This is a genomic window from Streptomyces sp. NPDC050164 (assembly GCF_044459945.1).
Taxonomy (GTDB): domain Bacteria; phylum Actinomycetota; class Actinomycetes; order Streptomycetales; family Streptomycetaceae; genus Streptomyces; species Streptomyces coeruleorubidus_A.
The window spans coordinates 409907-430742 of record NZ_JBITJK010000001.1; the positions used below are offsets into that span (position 1 = coordinate 409907).

The following is a 20836-nucleotide window of genomic DNA, read 5'->3' on the forward strand; positions in this document are numbered from 1 at the left end:
ACGGGGCCTACACGTGATCGGAAACCTCTTCAGCGTTGCGGAACTTGAGCCGTTACGGCTCAGGGAAGCACTCGCGGACCTGCTCGGGCTGGCCGTCCGGGCAGTGGACGTCGCCGATGCGGACGGAGACCAGGAAGTGCGTGACTGGGACGCTCCTGTGCTCTGCTCCTATCGTCGACTGCCGCCGGGCGACCTGGCTCTTGAGCTCGATGTCTACATCGAGGACAAGGCGGCCGGCGACCTCACGGAACCTGGGCTGGCGCTCGGTCTCGCGGTGAGGACACGGAGTTCGGTCCTCTATCCTTCAGAACTCCTACTGCCCAGCGACTATTGGGTTGCGGTTCCGGACGGGCGCTCCGTCAGGTGCCGCCTGGAAGCAGTGGACGACGAGGAGTCGGCCTATCGGGTCGATGCGGTCGAGGAACCAGTGGACGATCTCCCTCGTGCAAGGGCCGAGGTGCTTCCAGAGATTCTCGACCACGAAGTCATCGAGACACCGGTCTCCGACGCATTCCTCTCGACCTGTCCCAAGGGCCGGACAGGCGACATTGAGGGGCAAGTCCGTTACAACCTGTGGGTGTGGGAGAGGCTGGCCCGTCGGTTGCAGACGGACTGGGCTCCGTCCGGCCGCTACCGGGAAGACATGTTCCGTCGTGACCTACAGGCAAGGGATGCTTTGGCGCGGCTCATGAGTGAGGCCGTGGGCGAGCAGGCGTATGCGCTTCGCTTTGCGGTGGATCAGGTCGATGAGCTGGTGAAGGAGTTCACCGAGGAAGTCGAGCGAGGCGACGCGGTGCGTTGGTGGCAGAGCCGTATTCCACGGCGCGTCCCCTGGTGAAGTGACCGCAGGCATCGGCAACGCCGCCTAGAACATCGGCTCGACGCTGATCCCGTCGGCACGGCGAAGTGGCTCAACGAGCGAGCACCTTCGTGGTTCCTGTGTCGGCCGTAACGCTCCCGTACCCCGGAGGAATTGGGCCTGGCGTTAGGCCCGTGGACCCATGTGGCCTGACGTGACCGAACGTTACGCTCTGGACCTGGATTGACGAGGGGGATCGAGGTCATCCGGAACGGCTGAGGGCGGCCACGGTCTGCGTTCATGGGCCCACGGAAGCCGCGGAGCTGTGGCTGTACGACGTACGCGGGTTGGCCCCGGGGCGGACACCGCCACGACTCGACACACAAGCCGCCGCACACGTAGCCGCCTCTGCACCACGTCCTGGGGCGCATCCTCACGGGCCTCCTTCCCTTGACTCGTCCTCCTGCTCGGTGAGTTGAGGAGTGGCATGTCTGCGTTCGGGGGCGTCCCGGTGTTCGGGGACGGTGGATGGTCGTCGACGGGGAGTGGACGGCGCCGGGAGCTGCCCAGGCCGCTGTCAGTTGCGCTGGTGCTCGTTCACACACTGTTCGGGTTCACGGTGCTCGGCGGGATCGGTCTGCTGCTGACGGCGGCTTCGCTGGACGCCGTGGACGGTCGGCTGCTGGCCCAGGTGGTGTTCGCGGCGGCGCCGGGCACGATCGGGTGGGTGCTCGCGCGCCGGTCGTGGTCGGGCGGCGTGTGGGTGTGGCGGGGTCTGGTCGCCCTGCAGGCATGGCTGATCATCGCCGCACTGGGCAACGTCGGAGACGGTTCGGGGCGGGGCTTCACACAACTCTTCCTGCCCATCCTGATTGTCGTGTTCCTGACGCGCAGGGAAAGCCGGGAGTGGTTCCGGCTGCCGGGTCTGGAGCGAGCGGAGCGTCGCCCGTTCTCGTTGGCGCGGATGATCCGCTGGCGTCGGGACGAGGGGCAGACGGCGGTGGAGTACGCGGGGCTGGTGGCCGTGGTCGCGGCGATCATCGTCGCGCTTCTGGTCAGCGGCCTGGGGACGCAGATATTCACAGGCATCCAGTCGGCGGTGTGCAAGGTCACCGGTACGGCGTGCCCGGCGGCGACGGGAAGCGGCGGCGAGGAGGTTCAGGCCGGGGACGGCGCGGACGGGACTGACGGTGAGGGGACCGGCGGTTCCGGGGCAGCCGACGGCGGTACGGACGCGGGGGCTGATGGCGGCGCCGACGCAGGTGCCGACGGTGACGGGGCCGCCGGCCAGGGCCAGGGCAACGGCGGCCAGGGCAACGAGGACGGCGGAGCCGCTGACGGCGGAACCGGGAGCGGCGGCACAGGCAACGCCGGGACCGGGAACGGCGGCGCAGGCGGAACCGGTCCCGGCGGCGCCGACTCCGGAGGTCAGGGCAACGGTGGGTCCGGCTCGGGTGGCCAGACCGGCGGCAAGAGCGGAGGAAGCGGCTCCGCCTCGCAGGGCGGCGACGGTGGATCCGGCGGCGCTACCGGCGGCGTTTCCGGCGAGGACACCGGCGCTTCGTACACCGAGGAGACCGACGAGGAGAAGAACGACGCAGCAGAGGACGAGCCGGGATGGGAGGAGGACGAGCAAGCCGCCGAGGACGGTGCTGACGAGGGCGGCGACGAGGGCTGCACCTCCGGCTTCGGGGCCTTCTTCGGCTGTGTGGGGGACCAGTTCAAGCAGGTGGGGCAGGGCCTGTTCGTCGACGGCATCTGGGGTGACGTCACTGGCATCTGGGACACGGTCACCAACCCGGGCGAGACGTGGGAGGGCCTGAAGGACTACGGCAGCTCGCTGGGCGACCAGTGGTCCGAGGATGTCAAAGACGCAGGCGAGAAGTGGGAGAACGGCGACTACTTCGACGCGCTCACCGACTGGGGCGGCGCGTCGTGGAACACGGGCGTCACGGTCCTGGACGACATGTTCGTGGGCGACGAGGTTCGCGACCAGTGGAACAACGGCCAGAAGACCCGCGCGGTCACGAACGTCGCCTGGAACGTCGGCTCGCTCTTCATCCCCGGATACGGCGAAGCCAAGATCGTTCAGAAACTCGGCAAACTGGGCAAGCTCGGCAAGCTCACCGAGAACGCCGCGAAGGCGGCGGAGGATGCCAAGAAGGCGGCCAAGGCCGGTGATGTCGATGCCGCCGAGAAGGCGGCGAAGGAGGCCGACGAGGCGGCGGACGCAGCCGAGGAGAGGGCGAGGAAGTCCGGCTGCACCATCGCCTCTGCTCCCGTCCGCCGTGTCCCGTACGGCGATATCCCGGGCTTGACCGGGTCCGCTGGCAGCGGCACCACGGTCCTCGCCGCCGGCGGGTCCCGCTACCCGTATGTCGTGCTGGCCGAGGGTGGGTGCGACGAGGAGGCCAAGAAGCAGGCGGAGGAAGCCCGCAAGCAGGCGGAGGAGGCCGAGAAGGCCGAGAAGGAGGCGAAGAAGGAAGAAAGCCGCAAGAAGGTCGCCAAGTGGAAGAAGCCGTCCTGGTACAACGACCTGAAGAACCCGCGTAAGGGCTCCAAGGATGGTGGTGACGGCCAGTGGAAGGCCAAGAAGTCGGTGGCGTATTGGCCGAGCATGGAGCGCTGGATGCGCTACCAGGAGCAGGTCACCAATGTGAAGCGCGGCAAGGAATACGCTGTCAAGGACCCGAGGACCGGCAGGGACGTCGACTTCGATGGCTGGGACTCGTCGCGGCAGACTTACATCGAGGCGAAGTTCGGATACGGCAAGAAGGTCGGCAAGGACGGAACCCTTCAGAAGGCCCAGGCGGAAAAGTTCATCGAGCAGGCGCAGCGGCAGCTGCGGGCTGCGAACGGCAAGCCTGTCGAATGGAACTTCTCCAACAAACGGGTGGCTGAGGCGGCACAGAAGGCGTTTGACGACGCCGACCTGGACGTGGTGGTCAAGCACATCCCGGTGGAGAAGTAGGAAAGAGGAGCGCGTATGTCGGGCGAAGTGGTCGTGAAGGTCTCCTGGGGTCCCAGGCCCGAGACACCTCTGCAATTGGCTCAGCGCTGGCTGGAGCTTCTGACCGGGCTGTCAGAGCTGTCGGAGGGGGCGTTGGCCGAGTGGCGCTGGGAGGAGGATTCCGGCCCCGGGGAGCCCGTACCCGCGGACACCGATGAGTTCGCGGCGGCACTGGAGGCTGCTAATACGCAGGACGACCGGGACATCCTTGGCTACACCGCCCAGGTTGTGGCCACCCAGCCGGACGGCGCGTATGCGCGAGCCAGGGTGATCGCAGGAGGCTCGAACGAGTACTCCCCGTTCACAGCGGTGCTGCACCTGTTCCCCGCGTCCGGCTCGGCGGCCGTACCCCTGATGGGACGGTACACCGAGGTGCTGGCGTTTCTGGCGAACGTGTGGGATGCGGACCACGGGCTGACTTACGACCGGCCACTGTTCAACGAGCTCAGGTCGGCTTACGGCCTGCGGGCCTCTCACCCACGCGCCGGGTGGGCGGTATATCTGTCGGAGACCCGTGCCGCGCGCGTCCCGGACGACTTCTCTGCTCTCCGGCGCCTGCCCGCCAGGCACGGCGGCGTCGTTCTGGGCCTCGCGGACAGCTCCGGCGGAGTGCCGTCCACTCAGACGGTGCTCGCCGCTCACAAGGCCCTTGCCGGGACCGGTGCTCTGGATCCCCTGCCGGTCCCCGCCACGGGGGCGAAGCTGTGACGGTGCGGGCCGGCGAGCGGTTCGAGATGTCTCGGGCCGTGTCCAACATCGAGGCGCTGCTGACGTCGCTGGTCGTCGGCCCGGACAACGACTGCCTCATCGTCGAGTTGGAGGACTAGCGGTGAACGACGAAGCAGTGAGTGCCCCTCGATGAGCGTGAAGCAATACCTCGCCCAGATCGACGAACTCCTCGCCCGCCCCTTGACCGGGAGCGGCGCCTACCACCTCGTGACCCTGCGCGAGAGCCGTGACTTCTCTCCGCCGAACGACGACTGGGATGAGCTCATGCGGACCAGCGAGGAGTTCGAGGGGGAGCTGAGAGACCTGGCAGCCGCGTTGGACGCCCGGTGGGGGCCGCACGCGTCCATGTCCATGGAGGACTACTCCTACATGGATCCGGACGACGACGAGGTCCCGCCCTTCTTCCGGGAACTGTGCGAGAGCGGATACTTCGGCGACCTCCTGTACTGGCGGGTCGGCGACCGTCTGCTCGCCGCGAGCGTCGGTCATGAGGACAAGGAGGAGCCGGTCGTGCTGTTCGCCGGAGTGACCGGTTCCGCGCAGGGGTTCACCACGTAGCTAGGAGCGAGAGACTCCCCGACCAGTGCCTGTCGAGGATTAGGTGCACGGGCCACGCTGTTCGGAATTTGGGTCCGTTCCTGGGCCCACGGACCCATGAGCCCCGAACGCCCCGATGCCTAAGGTGTCGCAGCACATCACGGCAGCGATCCAAGGGGCATCAGGCATGCGTGAGACAGGTGGGCCCCCATGGACTGATGTGGCCTCCGGGGCGGCTGAGCGAGGGGAGTTCTTCGCACTCATGCGCGCCTGGGCAGCCGGGCTCATCGTGCTGTTCATCAGCGAGTACGTACAGGTCACGTACTACTACGAGACGTTCGCCAGTGTTGACCGCCTGGAGTCGTTCGGCGGTCGGCTGCTGCTCGTTCACCTGCCCAACGCCGTGTGCGTCGCGCTGACCGCCTGGATCGCGGGACGGCTGCACCGGGAGCCGTTCCGCGACTCGATGCCGCGGCATCTCGCGGCGGTCTTCGGAGTTCCGCTGTTCGCCGAGGTCGTCACCATCGTCATGCACTTGGGCCGGGCTTCCCTGGAGGGCTTCCTGATGTCCTGCGTCGTCGTGGTCGTCGGCGCGGTTACGGGCTACGCCGTGGACCGTCTGCAGGAGGGGGAACGGTGAGGACGCCACGGATACAGAGAGCCGTCGGGTGGTGGTCCCGCCGCACGAGGATCCGCCCGCAGGCCGAAGCCGACCGGGGCGCCGCGGCTGTGGAATATCTCGGTGCGGTGGTCGTCGTGGTGGCGCTCGTACTGGCCCTCGTCGCCGCGGGGCTGCCCGGCTTCGTCTCCGACCGCTTCCGCTGCACTTTCGCGTCGGTCCTGGGCGGTGGCGGCAACTGCTCCTCCGGTAACGGGCCGACGGACAAGCCGCTGAGCGACGCCGACTACGAACCGCCGCTGTGCACCATATCCACCATCACGGACAAGGCAGGGAGCAAGGCCAAGCTGGGCTTCCTCGAGTGGGGCACCGAATATGGCTTCCAGGACCAGGTCCACCAGGCCAACTACGACGTCAACGGCGACGGCAAGGTCGACGGCGGCGACCAGCTCATCCACACGACCTTTACCGACTCCGCGTCGATCGGTGCCACCGGCGGATTCGGCGGGAAGATCGGCAAGCTTGGCAAGGGTTCGGTCGACCTCGGCGGCGGCATCAAGGTGAACAACGGCGACACCTGGGTCTTCAAGAGCAAGGAAGAGGCCGAGTCGTTCCGCGAGGACCTCGAGAAGCTGAGGATGTACGAGATGCGCCGGACCTCGCCCGGCGCCGCCGAGGCCAGCACGGGTGACGGCATCCTGGCGCTCTTCGGCAAGGGCCCGCTCGTGGAGGAGGAGAAGCTCCGCAACCGGATCGAGGACAAGCTGAAGGACCGCCACATCAGCTACGGCTCCATCGGCGCCTACGGCAACGTGGACGGCGGGCTGTCCATCAACGCGGGCGACGACCGGGTTGTCTCCGCCGGCATCAACGGCAACGCCCAGATCAGCGGTGAGGTGGTCTTCACCAAGGACGACTACCGAGGCACCAAGTCGTACACCTACACGGTGAAGGGCGCGGGCGAGTGGGGCAGCAACGCGAGCGCCGGAGGCTTCAAGAAGGGCGACCACGCGCAGGCCAACCGCAGCGCGACGATCACCGTCACCCGTGACCAGAAAACCGGGGAACTGGTCCGTATCGACTTCACCCAGACCACGGAGACCGGCGCCACCGGGACGTCCGACAAGGCGGGCACCCACAACGGCAAGGACGGCAAGAGCGGCAGCGCCGGGAGTACGGACAATTCGGGCGCCAGTCAGATCGAGGTCTACACCAACACTCTGACCTTCGCCAAAGGCGAGGAGGGGAACGCCGATCGCGCCGTCGCCCAGCAGTGGCTGGACGGCAATGGTGACGGCAGCGCGGTGTTCTCGTACATGCTGAATAACCACACGCCCACCACGCGCCCGGGCGCGGACGACCCCTTCGGCCAGCTGCTCTTCGATCAGGGAAAGTCCAGCAAGACCACGTACGATGGCCTGGCCGATGCGCACGAGTACGGATTCGAGCTGAATCTGGGCTTGTCCATCGGCGCCTCCGTCTCGATGGAGAACAAGTCCGAGACGCTCAACAATGCTGAGTTCCTGGGGGCACCTCGGAACGGGAAGCGTGATTACGTGCCGTACAGCTATTGCGCGCAGTAGGCGCACATGCATAGCAGGCACACGACAGTCGACGGAAGTGCCGATCGGGAAGAGCGAGGAAAATCAGGGATGGACTGGAAGTCGAAGCGTGGCCTGCGGGTGGCGATGGCGGCCGGAGCCGTCGGTCTGCTCCTCACCGGCTGCGGCGGTGGTGACGATACGGCGGCCGCCACTCCAGCAGGCTGGGGCACCCTGACCACTGAGCGGCTCTCCGTCGCCTACCCCGAGGGTTTCAAGGAAGTCCCCGCAGAGACGAACAGCCCGTACGAAGTGGCCCGGGCGACCCTCACCGAGGACGGCCTCATGACGGCGTCCATGACCGTGGAGTTCGACTTCGGCACGGGGATGAACACCGCCGACATGGCGGCCGTAGGGGCGGAAAGCCGAGTTCAGTTGGGTGCCACCCCGGTGAAGACCACGGAGATCGAGGTGGCCGGGTCCGACGGACCGGAAGAGGCCAGGAAGATCACCTACACCTTCACGTCCCAGGGCAAGAAGGGCACGCCGCCCAAGGGCACCGAGCTGGAGGGTGTGATGCTGACGGGCGTCGACACGCGGCAGCGCCCGTACCTCATCACGGTGAACTCCAAGGAGGGCACCCTGTCCAGCGGGGATGTCTCGGACATCATCGACAGTGTCGCGCTGAAGGCCACGAAGAAGTAGGTGCGCGGCGTGACGGTGATGGAAGCCGCTTTCTTGATCACAGGCCTGGTGTGCGCGGTGGTCTGTGTCCTGTGCGTCCGCCGGGTGCTGATCGTGATCAGTCTGGTGCTGGGAGGGGAGCGCACCGAAGGCTGGTGCGCCAAGCGCCAGATGTTCGCGCTCAACGCAAACGACAGCCACCACCCCCAGTTCACCTTCGCCTTCCGTACTCCGGACGGCGAGGTCGTCGAGTTCAGGGACCGGCCGGGCGCCTTCGGCTACGAGCAGGGCGCGCCGGTCCGCGTCTGCTACGACCCCGCCCGTCCGCGCAAGCGAGCCACCATCGCGGGCCCCGACACGTGGGGACCGGTGTACGTGAGACTCCTGGTCGGCCTGCCCCTGGGGCTGCTGTCCTATGTGGCCCTGTACACGCTGGCGAGCCACTGGGGCTTCATCTGAGCTCCCGCTGTTGCCGGCTGCGTTCGGCTGTTCCTCCCAACTGACGGAAAGCGCGAGCATTGCCCGCCATCAGCCACCAGCCTCTGTGCCTCGTGAGCTGCCGCCGCCCGGGAACGGCCTGACGTACCGCGGGTTCGGCGCCGACGCGGTCGGAAGGTGGGCCGAACTGGGTCACCCACCGTTACGCCCTGCCGACCCGGACAAGATCGACACCATGCGGCAACGATCCCTACCCGGTCTGCTGGGCCACGACCTCCACCCGCTCGCCGGGCCGCACCCCCCACCCGTCCATCACCCCGGCCTCGGCCTCCAGCACATGCCGTGCCCGGACGCGGGGCAACCCCAGCCGTCCCGGCCGCATGGTGCGTACCGCGATGACGCGGAGGTTGCGGTCGAGGTACGCGACGTCGATGGAGAGACGCATACGAAAGGTGTGCACGCTGTTCGCCGGAGAGAGCAGGATCGCCCCGTCGACAGCGTCCCGCCCGAGAAGTCCCTTCGTACGGGCACGGTAGGAGGTGGCGATCTCCAGCGGGACGCTGACGGACGCCGCGCCATCTTTCCCCTGCACCACCAGCTCCCCCCTCCCGTCACGCCATCGCTTCCCCATGTCCCACCCCATCTCCGATGCTGTCTCAACCGAACCTACCCAGAGGGGAGCAGGCCCCACATGGGCCCACGGGCCCATGCCATGCCGGACCCTGGCGTCGCGGCCCCCCACTGTCGGATAGCTATGGTTCGCCGAAGAGACAGCCCTCGCCTCACGTCACCGGAAGAGCCCACCGTGAACCGCCGCCCCCATCCTCCTCACAGCGCTCACGCTGACCGCCGCTGCGGCCCTGACGCTGTCCGCGTGCGGGAGCGATGACAGCTCCAAGAGCAAGGACAACGACAAGCTCGCGGGAGCCGACGCGGGGAACGCCACTTCGCCCTTGCCCACCGAATCGGCCGCATCGGCGGCCGATCGCCCCGAGACCAAGCTCCCGGCCGATCTGACGATGACCATTGAGGGCGGCAAGACGGGGGACGCAGTCAAGGACGCCGTGCTTGCTGACAGCGCCGAACGTATGCGTGCGGTCAACGCGGCAATCGCAGGGACGGACCCCAAGGCGGAGGCCCTGAACTTCTACAACGCCGGTAGGGCTTTGGAAGCGGCCACGACGTGGGTGCACAAGTTCAAGAAGGCCAACCTCGGGATCATGGGCACCATCCGGTATTTCGACCGGACCGTCGCTCTTGATGGCAGTCAGACGGCGTCGGTCGTGTTCTGTGCCGACGAGAGCAAGGGCTACGCCAAGGACCTCAAGACGAACAAGCCCAAGGTCACCACCCCGTCCGATGAAGACTTCATCCTTTACAACACCCGGCTGAAGAAGAACAGCGACGGGATCTGGCAGACCACGCGCATCGTTTCGACCGCAGGGGCGAAGCAGTGCCTCAAGTAAAAAGGGGAGTTCTCGGCGGTCTGCCCTGGCGGTGGTCTCGGTAGGACATCGGGAAAGGCATCAGGGCAAGCGAACGGGGGGCCACGCTCGTAGGCCGGCGAAGGCTACGGGGCCATATCCCCGGAGAGTCAGGTCGGCGCCCCGTGCACGCTCGGCTGCGATGAGCCGATCTGCTGGATCGACAACCGGGGCCGCGCCGTCCCCTCCACGAAGGTCTCAGCGCCGAGATCGTCCTCGCGGAGCGGGCTTCTGATGTGTCGCTCGATCCCCACCTCGCCTCGCTTGGCCCGGTGCGGACTCGCTTCTGCCGACACCGCGCTGTAACCGGTCGTCCATCACCATCATGCACGACCAACTCCACGCTTCCGTCCATCAGCCCTGCCGGAAGAATTCGCATGTTACGTAACCGTAACGGCTCGTACTGGTCGACGAATCGCCGATTCCTTCCCATACACCGCGCTAGTTGACAACCTTCACCCTGGTGCGCCTCCACGCCGCTGTATAGCTTTGGTTCGCTCAAGAGAAGCCTCGCCTCTTACCGGGAGCCGACCGTGAACCGCCACCCCACCCTCCTTGCAGCGCTCACGCTGACCGCCGCTGCGGCCCTGACGCTGTCCGCGTGCGGGAGCGATGACAGCTCCAAGAGCAAGGACAACGACAAGATCGCGGGAGCCGATACGGGCGACAAGCCTTCGCCCTCGACCAGCCCGACCGCATCGGATTCCGCCGACCGTCCGAAGATCACCTTCCCCTCCGACGCCAAGAATGTCTTCGCGTACCAGAAGACAGGCGACAAGGTGAAGGACGCGGTTCTCGCAGACAGCACGCGAAGCGTCAACTCCGTGGACGAAGCGATCTTCGAGGGAAGTACCGACACGAAGGCGCTCGGCTTCTACAACACGGGTAAGGCCTTGGAATCGTCCATCACGTACGTCCAGCGATACATCGACGACGGCGACACGTGGGTCGGGCAGACGCGCTACTCCAACTACAAGATCACTCTTTCCGGAGACAGCAAGGCCTACGTGACCTACTGCTCCGACGAGAGCAAGTCCTTCATCAAGAACAGGAAGACCGGTTCTGTCGACAGGTCGCCGGCGACCGCGAACGCCTACGTGCTGTACAACACCGTTCTCACCAAGAATGCCGAAGGCGTCTGGCAGACCACGAACATCGCGTCGAACAGGGGGAGCAAGGCGTGCCAGCCCTAAGGAACTCGGCCAGAACCGCAACGGTTCTGGCACTCGTGTGTTCTTCCCTTCTCGTGGCACCGACAGCCTTCGCCGAGCGTGACGAGCATGGCAGCAACGGTGATGAGCAACAGGGCGCCAACGCCGGCAAAGACGGCACCGTCTCCGTAACCGTAGGCGGCGTCGTCTTCGACCGTTCCAAGAACGGCAGCGGCAACTCCGCAGGCGCGCTGACGTCGGCCACGTCCTGGACGCCTCCACCCTGCTGGTACGCCCCGAAGTACACCCCGGAACAGCTGCAGAACTACCTGGAGCCGACCTGGGAGGCCGGTTCGACGGGTTACGAGTGGGACGCCAAACAGCGGGACCGTTACGTCAAGGGGCACCCCTACAAGGACTTCAACAAGGACAAGACCGGCAAGGGCTACTTCTGGGACTCCTTCGTCAACAGGGACTTCCCCCCGGGCTGGGACTCCTGTGACGAAGAAATCTTCTGGGTGGACCAGGGCGACCCTCCGCCCGCCAACATCGAGAACGCCGTCACTCCCCAGATCCTCGCCGAACTCGCCTACGCCGAGATCCGCGTCCCCAGCACCAAGGTGACCCTGGCCCCCGCCGAAGCGACCAAGGTCAACCTGCCGACCTGGGCTTGGCTGGACGGCGCCGACTTCAAGCCTGTCTCCGTCACCGCGTCGGTACCGGTGATCGGCATCCAAGCGACCGCGACGGCCGAACCGGTGTCGCTCAGGATCGAACCGGGCACCAAGGACGCCGTGACCTACCCGGCTTCCGGCGTCTGCGAAATCAACGACGGCCGCATCGGCGAGCCCTACGCCAAGGGCAAGGCGGACCAGACCCCGCCCTGCGGAGTGAAATACCTGCGCTCCTCAGGCGACGGCACGTACCCGCTCCAGGCCACCGTCACCTGGAAGATCGAGTGGACCGGCACCGGCGGCGCGGGCGGCGACCTGCCCGACGGCAACTTCGGCGCCACACAGGATGTCGTCGTGCAGGAGATCCAGTCCGTCAACCGGTAGCGCCCAGGTGGATACTGCTGGGCGACTGCTCCCTTGTCAGCGGCCGCCCAGCAGATGCATGCGCTGAACGGGTAGAGTCGCCGACTCGAACTGCAACGAGGATCAGGGAGAGGAAGCCGACGCGTGGCGAGCGGTTAGCCGTTGACGGCGATGAACTTGCGCGGTTCATGAAGCAGTTGAGGAAGTCGACAAGGCCCTCGAAGAGGCCTTGAGGAAGGCCAAAGAGGGTAAGGCCGGGGGCAAGAAGTGACCTACACTCCTGGAACGGAACGGTCCGGTGCTGCCCCTGACCCGCAGTCCCGCTCGGACCTCAGTAAGCCTCAAGGGCTCAAGTCGGCGCCGGACATTCCCTATCCCCACTATCCCCACCTTGGCTTCAACCCGGTGCCAGGCGACACGGAGACCGTGCGCGGCCTGCACAAGAAGCTCTCCGGGTGTGCGAAGGTCATCCAAGACGCCCACGACCTGGTTACCAAACTTCTGGACGGCAGCTACTGGGAGGGTGACGCGGCCGTCGCCTTTCGCGAACAGCTTGACGGTGGTCCGCTGCCGCTCAACCTGAAGAACGCCGCCCACTCCATCCGCAAGGCGGCCAGACAGCTCGCGCGCTGGGAAGGAGAAATTGACGACTTCCAACGGCGGGCCAAGCGTCTCGAGGAGGACGCCAAGGAAGCCCAGGCTGCGGTAGACCGCGCACATGGGCGGGCGAGCGCGGCAAAGGACAGCCCTGACCTTCACGAGAAGGGGACTGATCGCGACGCCGCGCAGAAGGCTTTGACCCGTGCGAACAGCGCCGTCGAAGAGGCGCAGGCCGAACTCGACAAGATCATCGGCAAGGCGAAGAAGCTCGCTGAGGAACATGAGCACCAGGCCGCGTACCGGGCGGGCAAGATCCGCGACGCGACGAAGAAACTCGCACCGCAGGAGCCGGGGTGGTTCGACAAGACGCTTGACTGGCTGGGTGACAACCTCCCTGACATTCTCAGTTTTACGGCCGGCCTGATCGCTGTTGCAGCACTACTCCTTGCAGGGCCGTTGGGGTGGAGCCTGGCGACGGTGGCGGGATTGATGCTTACGTCTTCGGCGATCAGCCTGACAGCCTTCTCGCTGAGGATTTCGGATGCCGAAACATGGGCGTCTCTGAAAGACGGCTTCACCAAACAAGAGTTCGATGCCGACTTCTGGAGCAATTTGGTTTCGGTCGGCGCGGTCTTCCGCTGCAATCCTTGCTGCAGATGCGCGCCCACCTGCCGCACCCTGACTGCAAGCGCTTGGCCGTCCTCACAATCAGCACAACGGCTACCTCTCATCGCGAGGAGTACCGCGCGATTCTCCGACAGATCGCCGAGTCGGTCAGCTTCGATAATCCCCTGGAAGCAGACACGGTCCGAGAACGCGATATGGAACGTTAACGGCCGGTCTCCGCCCGCCCGGTGCGTGACCAATTCCTCGCACCGAAGCAGGCCCCCACGTACCCATGCCGCGCACCCATTGCTTGTTCATGACGGAAAGAGTTGACAACTTCACTCTGGTGCGGCTCCGCACCGCTGGATAGCTTTGGGGGCAAGTGAAGCCTCGCCTCTTACCAGGAGCCGACCGTGAACCGCCGCCCCATCCTCCTCGCAGCGCTCACGCTGACCGCGACTGCTGCGCTGACGCTGTCCGCGTGCGGGAGCGATGACAACTCCAAGAGCAAGGACAACGACCAGAGGGCCCGGGCTGATGGCAGGGGCGATACCTCCACATCGCCCACCGAATCGGCTCCGCAGGCCGCCGGTCGCCCGGAGATCAAGCTGCCGTCCGACCTGACCATGAACTTCGAGGGCGGCAAGACGGGCGATGCCGTCAAGGACGCCGTACTTGCTGACAACGCCGAGCGTATGCGTGCGGTCAACGCGGCAATTGCCGGAACGGACCCCGCAGCGAAGGCAATGAACTTCTACAACACCGGCAGGGCATTGGAGGCGGCCGCCGTCTGGGTGGAGAAGTTCAAGAAGGCCAACCTTGGCATCACGGGCACCATCCGGTACTACGACCGGACTGTGACGCTCGACGGCAGCAAAGCGGCGTCGGTCGTGTTCTGTGCCGACGAGAGCAAGGGGTACGCCACTGAGCCCTTTCCAACCTCAGCCTGAGCTGATCAGCTGGTGGCGGAGTGCTGCCCAGGCAAGGGCTGAGGATCCGGCTTGTGGAGCCGGTGGACGCGTGTTTGGCCCGGTTCGCCGCCGGTCAGTAGGCTATCCAGCCGGTGCGTGCATGCCAGTGTCGTCCAGATTGAAGGTGTGTCACATACGCCCGCCGAAGGGAGGTGTCTTGCGGCAGCTGCCTGAGTAGATCTTCACTGAGCCTTTTCCATCCTCCATCTGGCCAGCTCAGACTGAGGATGGAAAAGGCTCACTGACCTTAAGACGAACAAGCCCAAGGTCACTACCCCCTCCGATGAGGACTTCATCCTCTATAACACTCGGCTGGAGAAGAACAGTGACGGGGCCTGGCAGACGACGCGTATTGCTTCGGCTGCAGGAGTGAAGGAGTGTCTGAGATAAGAGAGCTCATATGAACCCAACAGATCATTCCGTTGCTTGGGAGCACCCGCCGACCCGGCGCGCCTGGTCGAAGCAGTTGGCTGCGAACGCGATCGCTCTCCTCGGCTGGATCGCCCTGTGGGCTGCCCTGCTGGCGATCCTGGTGGTGTTCCTGTCTCCCGGGTACACGATCCTCTTCGTGCCTTTCTTGCTGTACAGCTTCTACCGCGCGTTCCTCCAGCTCTTCGTCCTTCCGACCGTCTTTCGGATGAGACTCGTCCTGCAGGAATACCCGTGGCGCCTGTACAGCGACGCCCCGCACGGACTTGCCGACCGGCCCGACGTCGTCGGTAGGCAGAACGGGTGGTTCGAGTTCCCGAACCCGGCCCGCCCGGAGGAGCTGCTGCCCATGGTGTTTCCCCGACACTGGGGAGTGGGCTGGTGGAACCGCCGGATGGCCCCTCGCGCGAAGCCTGAACTGAAGGCCCAGATCGGCGTGGTGTGGCTCGCGGGAGACCCTCGCTTCATCGGCGTGATCGCCGCGCCGGCCTCCGACGCGTCGACGCCCCGCCGCTTGCGCTTCCTGAGCCAGCAGACGGGATCGGACGGAGGCCGCCGTTCTGTCGCGGACTGGGGAGCCACTGCCGAGGACATCGAACGTGGTCGCCGCGCCGGCGTCCGCTCGGCCCGCACCTGATCCTTCACCCGGCCAACCATCCGGAAATGCCACCACATGACATCTCACGTCGTCATCGATGATTCCGTGCACGACCCCAGCTCGGGTATCTGGTTCGCCGTGCCCGGTGGCTTCACCGAGCTGCCGCTCGACGTTCTCCTCGCCCCGCCCGCTTCCGCGGAGGCGGACCGGCTCCGGGAAGCACTCGCTCCGCTGGTCGAAGCCATTCCGGACGGCGTCACCCGTCAGCAGTTCATCGCCCAGTTGGGATCGGGCCAGCAACTCCTACACGCACTGCGTGAGGTGGGCACTGTCCATTGCTCCATGGGCGTGCACCGCGACGACGTGGACGGCGGCAGCGGAGGAATCCTCCACTCACTCTTCACGGTGTCCTGGCGAGACATCGCCTGGTCTCCACGGTCGGTGAGTGCGGCGCGGGCAGTGGCCACAGCGGAGCAGCACTCCCACATCGAGTACTTGGACCTGCCCAGTGGTCCCGCGTCCATGGGCGAGACGGTGCGTACGCCGACTCCTGAATCCGGCCTTCCGCCAACCCCATTGCTCCAGATCCACGCCTACCTCCCGCACCCGGACTGCAAGCGCATGGCCGTCCTGATGATGAGCACGCCGGAGGTCGGGCGACGCGAGCAGTACCGCGAGATCCTGCGGCAGATTGCGGAACTCACGAGCTTCGAGTCGCCGCTGGTCGATGCGTAGGACAATTGGACCAGCACGGCGTTGCAGGACTGGATGGGGCAGGTGGCGGGGGCGGCGTGCTGGCGGGCGCCACGGGGCCGCGTTCGCTGCGGCTCACCAGGGAGGTCGCTGACGGGACCGTTCTCGCCGCCGCCACCGATCCTGTGTGCGTGCGGAGGCTCGAATTCGTTCCGGATCTTGGTGTCGCCGGGGACGCCGGTGCCATTACCAAGGCCGTCGAGCGGTTGGCCGAGGCCGGCCGGGGCCGGCAGCGTGGTCCTGCGGCACCCATGACGAACCGGCCCCGAGGGTTTCGTACGGTTCGCCGCCGAGGAAGTGCGGCCGCTCGTGCCGTAGGTCTGGACCGTGGCGGCTTCCACAATCGCATTGTCAGTGCCGGGTGCCACACTCACCGGCATGAGTATCGAAGACGTGCGGCTGCGTGATGTCGTGGAGAGCGATCTCGACGCGTTCTGCGCTTACGAGCAGGATCCCGAGGCAGCCCGGCGGTCGAGGTTCACACCCCGGCCGCGGGAGGCCTTCATGTCCCACTGGAAGGAGCGGGTCCTCGGGGACGACAGCTGCTTCGTGCAGACCGTGACCGTGGGCGGTGACGTCGCCGGCAACTTCGTCGCCTGGTGGGACGAGGACCGCCGCTTCCTGGGGTACTGGCTCGGGCGCGCCTACTGGGGGCGCGGCATCGGCAGCAGGGCCCTGGGACTCTTCCTGGAGCGGGAGAAGAACCGGCCCCTGCACGCCGACCCCTTCAGCGGCAACACCGGTTCCGTACGTCTCCTCGAGAAGCACGGCTTCCGTCCTGCCGGCACCGTCCGGTACGGAGACGACGAGCATGTCCTGTTCGTTCTGACATGACAGGCAGCCCGCACCGCTCCTTCGAATCCTTTGAATCCTTCGAAGACCTCGTCGCCGAAGGCGCCTCCGTCCCAACAGAAGGCTGGGACTTCTCCTGGTTCGAGGGGCGGGCCACCGAGGCGCGGCCCTCCTGGGGGTATGCGATGTCGATGGCCGGGCGGCTGGGGCGGGCGAGTGCCGTGCTCGACATCCAGACCGGCGGCGGGGAAGTGCTGGACTTCGCTCTCGCCAACGCCCCGAAGCGGCCCCTGCTCGCCGTCGCCACCGAGGGCTGGCCGCCGAACGTCGCCAAGGCGACCGCCCTGCTCCGTCCGCGCGGGGTCCCGGTCGTCGCCGTGCGCGAGAACGACCCGCTGCCCTTCGCCGACGCGGCCTTCGACCTGGTCGTGAGCCGGCATCCCGTCCGCCCGCACTGGGACGAGATCGCCCGGGTCCTCCAGCCCGGTGGGACGTACTTCGCCCAGCACGTGGGGCCGGGCAGCGTCTTCGAGCTCGTCGAGCACTTCCTCGGTCCCCAGCCGGACGAGGTGCGCGGCGGTCGTCATCCCGAGCGGGAGCGGGCCGACGCCGAGGGCGCGGGGCTCGATGTCGTCGATCTGCGGGCGGAGCGGCTCCGCATGGAGTTCCACGACATCGGGGCGGTTGTGCACTTCCTGCGGAAGGTGGTGTGGATGGTGCCCGGCTTCACCGTCGCGGCCTACGAGCCGCAGCTCCGCGCGCTGCACGAGCGGATCCAGGCCGAAGGACCCTTCGTCGCCCACAGCACCCGGCACCTCTTCGAGGCCCGCAAGCCGGACACCGGCGCCTCATCCCCCTGATCAGTCGCGCCTCAAGCATGGGGCCCCACTCTCACCTCGCCCACCACCAACTCCGCCTTCACCTCCAGCACTTCACCCACCCGCTCCACCTGCTCCTCCAGCTCCCGTTCCTGCCGTGCCGTCAGCCGGACGAGTGGCTCCACCGTGACGGTCGTACGACGGCCCTGGCGCCGCTGGTGCCAGACGCCCGCCACCACACCGTCGACCAGCAGCACGGGGTAGTTGCCCGCCTGGCCGCCCGCCAGGGCACGCTCGTAGGCCGCACCGGGGAACAGCCGCTCGCGGGGCTGCGCGGCGATGACGTACGCGTCGAAGTACGGCAGCAGCTGTACGCCCCGCGCGGGCCCGTCCGGGAACTCGGTGTCACCCGCGGCCACCCACGCCCGCGTGCCCTCGAAGTCGACCTCCTCGATGCCGCCCGCGGCGGCCAGTTCCCGGAACACGGTGCCGGCCCAGCCGGTCGGCGCCGCCAGCCACTTCGCGAAGTGCTGCGGGGTCGCCGGGCCGTACGCGTGCAGATAACGGCGTACGAACGTCCCCAACGCGCCGCCGGTCCCCTCGCCCGTGCCCCCGCCTGCCGCCCCCGCAACCGGCGGACGCGTGTACGTCGCCTTCCGGCCGCGGTTCGGGCCGAAGCACAGCGTGCCCGCCCAGCCCGCCCGGTGCAGTACCTGCCGCCAGCGCGGCCACATGCCCTGGAAGGCCGGCATCACGCGGTCGCCGGCCCATGGGCCCGTCCGCGCGATGATCTCCTCGGTCAGTTCGTCGAGCGTCAGGCACGTGCCTTCGAGCGCTTCCCCGATCGCCGCCACGACCTGGGCGGCCTGTTCCCCGGTGAGCCGTACGTCGGGCGGGAAAGGGCTGGGCCCGGTCGGGACCGCGGTCAACGCGGCCGACCAGAGGGGGAGTTCCCGCGCCGGAAGGAGATGGACCGTTCCGCGCGGGCCGTACGTCTTGATCAGCGACCGTTCGTCCCGGAGTGCCGTCCGTACGTCCGCCCGTGTCAGCGCGGATGTCCGTACCCCCACCGACACCTCGGCCGCGGACAGCACCTGCGCGTGCGCCCCCATCATCGCGCCGACCACCTCGGCGACCGGCGTCCCGCTCCCGGCCGGCCCGGTCAGGAACTGCCGCCCGATCCGCCGTGCGCTCGCCGCGTCCCACGTGATCCTCAAGGTCGTCATGGGACGACGCTAGATCGGAAAGAGGACAGATACTGTCCTAAGGGCCGTGCCTCATCGGTGCGAACCGATTCCCCGCAACCCGATTCCCTTGCGCATCTTCAGACGAGGTTTTTCACATCGTTATCGCCCGCGGCTCGCCTCCGTGCCGCGCCTCGCGTAAGTTCAGACCAAGGTAATTCGCGTGAGCAAAGAGTGGCTGCGCGGGCGGTACCGCGCAGCGGAGGGGGCTGCGCGGTGCCAGGGCCTCGGGATCGAGGCGGCGCGGGAAGTCAAGCGGGCGTTCGCGGTCGGGGTCACCCGTCGGGGGGATACGGGGACAAGTCGGCGAGTGCGCCCCAAAATGTGGCAAGTCCGCAGAAGGCCGCCTCGTGGCGGACGATTCCCCTGCGGCTGGGCTGCATCCGGGCTGCGCACGGGCTCCGTAGGGGCTGAGTTTCGGCCAGGAGCGAGCCGTGAACGAGAGGTTCCGCGGACATCGCCGCGTCGCCGGGTGGCTCCGGAGAGTAGTTGTGGCACGCCGATGCACGCAGCATCACTTACGAAGGGTTATGGTGGAAGCCCCCCCTCGGGCCGGTCCGTCTCCCCCCCACGGACCGGCCCGTTTTTTTGTGCCTCGGGCACGGCTTGAAGTACCGGCCGGAATTCTGCGTTCCGCACCCGTGGGCGGCCCACGGCGGCAGCGGGGGTAGGCTTCGACCCCGGGGACCGCCACACGGGCAGGGACCGCCCGCGGCCACGACCGGGCCGCACGCCGCGGCCTGTCCGATCCGTACGGAGGGGCTGACAATCACGTGAACCTGCGCGACAAGCTGCGTGGCCTGCTGGTCAGGCTGTACGCACGCCGGGTGGAAGGCCACCTGGACCACGCTCAGGTGCCCAAGCACATCGGCGTCATCATGGACGGCAACCGGCGCTGGGCGAAGGCCGCCGGTTCCAGCACCGTCCACGGTCACCGGGCAGGTGCCGAGAAGATCGAGGAGTTCCTCGGCTGGTGCGCCGAGACGGACGTCGAGGTCGTCACCCTCTGGCTGCTGTCCACGGACAACTTCGACCGGCCGCAGGAGGAGCTCGTCCCGCTGCTCGGCATCATCGAGGACGTCGTGCGCACCCTCGCCACCGACGGCCGCTGGCGCGTGCACCACGTGGGCACGCCCGACCTGCTGCCCTCCGGGATGCAGACGGTCCTGAAGGAGGCCGAGGAGACCACCGCGCACGTCGACGGAATAGTGGTCAACGTCGCCATCGGCTACGGCGGCCGCCAGGAGATCGCCGACGCCGTGCGCTCCATGCTGCTCGACGCCCAGGACCGGGGCACCTCGATGGAGAAGCTCGCCGAGGCCGTCGACATCGACATGATCGGGCGTCACCTCTACACGAGCGACCAGCCCGACCCCGACCTGGTGATCCGCACCAGCGGCGAGCAGCGGCTGTCCGGATTCATGCTCTGGCAGACCGCGCACTCCGAGTACTACTTCTGCGACGTGTTCTGGCCGGCCTTCCGCAAGGTCGACTTCCTGCGCGCCCTGCGCGATTACGCCGCCCGCCACCGGCGCTACGGCGGCTGAGCCGCACGAGCCGGCAGGAGCCGCACGAGCAGCACCCCGGCGCACTGCGCCCGGCGCGAGGACTTCGCGCGGCCCCGCAGGCCGCCGGGCACCGCGGTCACCGCACGTCGCAAACCTCCCCGGTGCGTCGCAGTCCTTCCCCGTGCGTCGCAATCGTTTCCGGTACCCCTCCGAAGACGCGCGTAACACGGAGTTCACCGGACCGCCGTCATATGCCGTGGCATGGCGACGCTCGTTCGAGGGCATAAGCCAGTCAGGTCGACGCCCGAACCCCGGGTGTCGGATCTCAGCGGACGGCACGGGGCCGTCCGCCCGGGAGGCCCTTTGCACCAGCCCGATCGTGCGGTCACAGCACGGACGAAGAGGCGGAGGGCCGGTTCTCGGCCCGCGCAGGGCGGCCGACGACCGGTCCAGCTCCATTCCGTCGCTCCCCGACCTCATCCGAGGGG

Annotated in this window: 22 protein-coding genes and 1 pseudogene; 20 read left to right on the forward strand and 3 right to left on the reverse strand. The window is 67.2% G+C overall.

All coding sequences use genetic code 11. The annotated features are described in order from the left end of the window. Positions 1 to 13 precede the first annotated feature (13 nt). The 9 genes from ACIBNA_RS01950 to ACIBNA_RS01990 all read left to right on the forward strand — a co-directional run bounded on the left by ACIBNA_RS01950 (position 14) and on the right by ACIBNA_RS01990 (position 8378). Positions 14 to 838, forward strand: a complete 825-nt coding sequence (locus tag ACIBNA_RS01950) for a hypothetical protein (protein ID WP_399163327.1) — start codon at positions 14 to 16, stop codon at positions 836 to 838. Between the two features lie 550 nt (positions 839 to 1388). After that, on the forward strand, positions 1389 to 3770 hold the full coding sequence (locus tag ACIBNA_RS01955; RefSeq protein ID WP_399163328.1) for a Tox-REase-5 domain-containing protein: 2382 nt from the start codon (positions 1389 to 1391) through the stop codon (positions 3768 to 3770). A gap of 15 nt (positions 3771 to 3785) precedes the next feature. After that, positions 3786 to 4517: a hypothetical protein gene (locus ACIBNA_RS01960; protein WP_399163329.1), complete on the forward strand. Its 732-nt coding sequence runs from the start codon at positions 3786 to 3788 to the stop codon at positions 4515 to 4517. Further along, positions 4514 to 4636, forward strand: coding sequence for a hypothetical protein (locus tag ACIBNA_RS01965; protein ID WP_399163330.1), 123 nt, complete (start codon positions 4514 to 4516; stop codon positions 4634 to 4636). Before ACIBNA_RS01960 ends, ACIBNA_RS01965 begins: the two co-directional genes overlap by 4 nt. Positions 4637 to 4667: 31 nt before the next feature. Beyond that, the gene (locus ACIBNA_RS01970) at positions 4668 to 5096 is read left to right on the forward strand and encodes a hypothetical protein (RefSeq protein WP_399163331.1); all 429 of its coding nucleotides are present in this window, start codon (positions 4668 to 4670) and stop codon (positions 5094 to 5096) included. A gap of 241 nt (positions 5097 to 5337) precedes the next feature. Further along, positions 5338 to 5715, forward strand: a complete 378-nt coding sequence (locus ACIBNA_RS01975) for a hypothetical protein (protein ID WP_399163332.1) — start codon at positions 5338 to 5340, stop codon at positions 5713 to 5715. An 89-nt stretch (positions 5716 to 5804) separates the two neighbouring features. Further along, entirely contained in the window at positions 5805 to 7277 is a 1473-nt protein-coding gene (locus tag ACIBNA_RS01980) for a hypothetical protein (protein ID WP_399163333.1), read from the forward strand. A gap of 69 nt (positions 7278 to 7346) precedes the next feature. Further along, positions 7347 to 7940 (forward strand): hypothetical protein, encoded by a 594-nt coding sequence (locus ACIBNA_RS01985; protein WP_399163334.1) that lies wholly within the window; start codon positions 7347 to 7349, stop codon positions 7938 to 7940. 18 nt (positions 7941 to 7958) lie between these two features. Continuing rightward, positions 7959 to 8378: a DUF3592 domain-containing protein gene (locus ACIBNA_RS01990; protein ID WP_399163492.1), complete on the forward strand. Its 420-nt coding sequence runs from the start codon at positions 7959 to 7961 to the stop codon at positions 8376 to 8378. Positions 8379 to 8607: 229 nt separating this feature from the next. Here the strand turns inward: ACIBNA_RS01990 and ACIBNA_RS01995 are convergent, their stop codons facing one another. Beyond that, positions 8608 to 8988: a DUF192 domain-containing protein gene (locus ACIBNA_RS01995; protein WP_399163335.1), complete on the reverse strand. Its 381-nt coding sequence runs from the start codon at positions 8986 to 8988 to the stop codon at positions 8608 to 8610. 322 nt (positions 8989 to 9310) lie between these two features. Here ACIBNA_RS01995 and ACIBNA_RS02000 point away from each other — a divergent pair, with 322 nt between their 5' ends. From ACIBNA_RS02000 to ACIBNA_RS02020, 5 genes are all read left to right on the forward strand, one after another. Beyond that, entirely contained in the window at positions 9311 to 9823 is a 513-nt protein-coding gene (locus ACIBNA_RS02000) for a hypothetical protein (RefSeq protein ID WP_399163336.1), read from the forward strand. Positions 9824 to 10374: 551 nt separating this feature from the next. After that, on the forward strand, positions 10375 to 11034 hold the full coding sequence (locus ACIBNA_RS02005) for a hypothetical protein (protein WP_399163337.1): 660 nt from the start codon (positions 10375 to 10377) through the stop codon (positions 11032 to 11034). Further along, a complete protein-coding gene (locus tag ACIBNA_RS02010) occupies positions 11022 to 12050 on the forward strand; it encodes a hypothetical protein (RefSeq protein ID WP_399163338.1) in 1029 nt (342 codons plus the stop codon). Before ACIBNA_RS02005 ends, ACIBNA_RS02010 begins: the two co-directional genes overlap by 13 nt. 246 nt (positions 12051 to 12296) lie before the next feature. Then, positions 12297 to 13568, forward strand: a complete 1272-nt coding sequence (locus tag ACIBNA_RS02015) for a putative T7SS-secreted protein (RefSeq protein ID WP_399163339.1) — start codon at positions 12297 to 12299, stop codon at positions 13566 to 13568. Between the two features lie 80 nt (positions 13569 to 13648). After that, positions 13649 to 14185, forward strand: coding sequence for a hypothetical protein (locus ACIBNA_RS02020; protein WP_399163340.1), 537 nt, complete (start codon positions 13649 to 13651; stop codon positions 14183 to 14185). Positions 14186 to 14279: 94 nt separating this feature from the next. On the opposite strand, the gene ACIBNA_RS02025 is transcribed toward ACIBNA_RS02020, so the two are convergent. Next, on the reverse strand, positions 14280 to 14435 hold the full coding sequence (locus tag ACIBNA_RS02025) for a hypothetical protein (protein WP_399163493.1): 156 nt from the start codon (positions 14433 to 14435) through the stop codon (positions 14280 to 14282). A 171-nt stretch (positions 14436 to 14606) separates the two neighbouring features. On the opposite strand from ACIBNA_RS02025, the gene ACIBNA_RS02030 reads away from it, so the two are divergent. From ACIBNA_RS02030 to ACIBNA_RS02050, 5 genes and pseudogenes are all read left to right on the forward strand, one after another. Continuing rightward, on the forward strand, positions 14607 to 15272 hold the full coding sequence (locus ACIBNA_RS02030; protein WP_399163341.1) for a hypothetical protein: 666 nt from the start codon (positions 14607 to 14609) through the stop codon (positions 15270 to 15272). 36 nt (positions 15273 to 15308) lie between these two features. Continuing rightward, the gene (locus tag ACIBNA_RS02035; RefSeq protein ID WP_399163342.1) at positions 15309 to 15968 is read left to right on the forward strand and encodes a hypothetical protein; all 660 of its coding nucleotides are present in this window, start codon (positions 15309 to 15311) and stop codon (positions 15966 to 15968) included. Between the two features lie 56 nt (positions 15969 to 16024). Next, positions 16025 to 16304, forward strand: a pseudogene (locus ACIBNA_RS02040) (LLM class flavin-dependent oxidoreductase); the annotation flags it as partial. Positions 16305 to 16364: 60 nt separating this feature from the next. Beyond that, the gene (locus tag ACIBNA_RS02045; RefSeq protein ID WP_399163343.1) at positions 16365 to 16820 is read left to right on the forward strand and encodes a GNAT family N-acetyltransferase; all 456 of its coding nucleotides are present in this window, start codon (positions 16365 to 16367) and stop codon (positions 16818 to 16820) included. Next, the gene (locus tag ACIBNA_RS02050; protein ID WP_399163344.1) at positions 16817 to 17638 is read left to right on the forward strand and encodes a class I SAM-dependent methyltransferase; all 822 of its coding nucleotides are present in this window, start codon (positions 16817 to 16819) and stop codon (positions 17636 to 17638) included. Before ACIBNA_RS02045 ends, ACIBNA_RS02050 begins: the two co-directional genes overlap by 4 nt. An 11-nt stretch (positions 17639 to 17649) precedes the next feature. On the opposite strand, the gene ACIBNA_RS02055 is transcribed toward ACIBNA_RS02050, so the two are convergent. Further along, positions 17650 to 18822 (reverse strand): winged helix DNA-binding domain-containing protein, encoded by a 1173-nt coding sequence (locus tag ACIBNA_RS02055; protein ID WP_399163345.1) that lies wholly within the window; start codon positions 18820 to 18822, stop codon positions 17650 to 17652. Between the two features lie 791 nt (positions 18823 to 19613). On the opposite strand from ACIBNA_RS02055, the gene ACIBNA_RS02060 reads away from it, so the two are divergent. Next, entirely contained in the window at positions 19614 to 20387 is a 774-nt protein-coding gene (locus ACIBNA_RS02060) for an isoprenyl transferase (protein WP_399163346.1), read from the forward strand. Positions 20388 to 20836: the final 449 nt, after the last annotated feature.

Coding starts and splice junctions, on each gene's coding strand:
- ACIBNA_RS02045 (WP_399163343.1), top strand. CDS start 16,365: ATGAGTATCGAAGACGTGCGGCTGCGTGATGTCGTGGAGAGCGATCTC.
- ACIBNA_RS02055 (WP_399163345.1), bottom strand. CDS start 18,822: ATGACGACCTTGAGGATCACGTGGGACGCGGCGAGCGCACGGCGGATC.
- ACIBNA_RS01995 (WP_399163335.1), bottom strand. CDS start 8,988: ATGGGGAAGCGATGGCGTGACGGGAGGGGGGAGCTGGTGGTGCAGGGG.
- ACIBNA_RS01990 (WP_399163492.1), top strand. CDS start 7,959: ATGGAAGCCGCTTTCTTGATCACAGGCCTGGTGTGCGCGGTGGTCTGT.
- ACIBNA_RS01970 (WP_399163331.1), top strand. CDS start 4,668: ATGAGCGTGAAGCAATACCTCGCCCAGATCGACGAACTCCTCGCCCGC.
- ACIBNA_RS02030 (WP_399163341.1), top strand. CDS start 14,607: ATGAACCCAACAGATCATTCCGTTGCTTGGGAGCACCCGCCGACCCGG.
- ACIBNA_RS01960 (WP_399163329.1), top strand. CDS start 3,786: ATGTCGGGCGAAGTGGTCGTGAAGGTCTCCTGGGGTCCCAGGCCCGAG.
- ACIBNA_RS02035 (WP_399163342.1), top strand. CDS start 15,309: ATGACATCTCACGTCGTCATCGATGATTCCGTGCACGACCCCAGCTCG.
- ACIBNA_RS02050 (WP_399163344.1), top strand. CDS start 16,817: ATGACAGGCAGCCCGCACCGCTCCTTCGAATCCTTTGAATCCTTCGAA.
- ACIBNA_RS01975 (WP_399163332.1), top strand. CDS start 5,338: ATGCGCGCCTGGGCAGCCGGGCTCATCGTGCTGTTCATCAGCGAGTAC.
- ACIBNA_RS01985 (WP_399163334.1), top strand. CDS start 7,347: ATGGACTGGAAGTCGAAGCGTGGCCTGCGGGTGGCGATGGCGGCCGGA.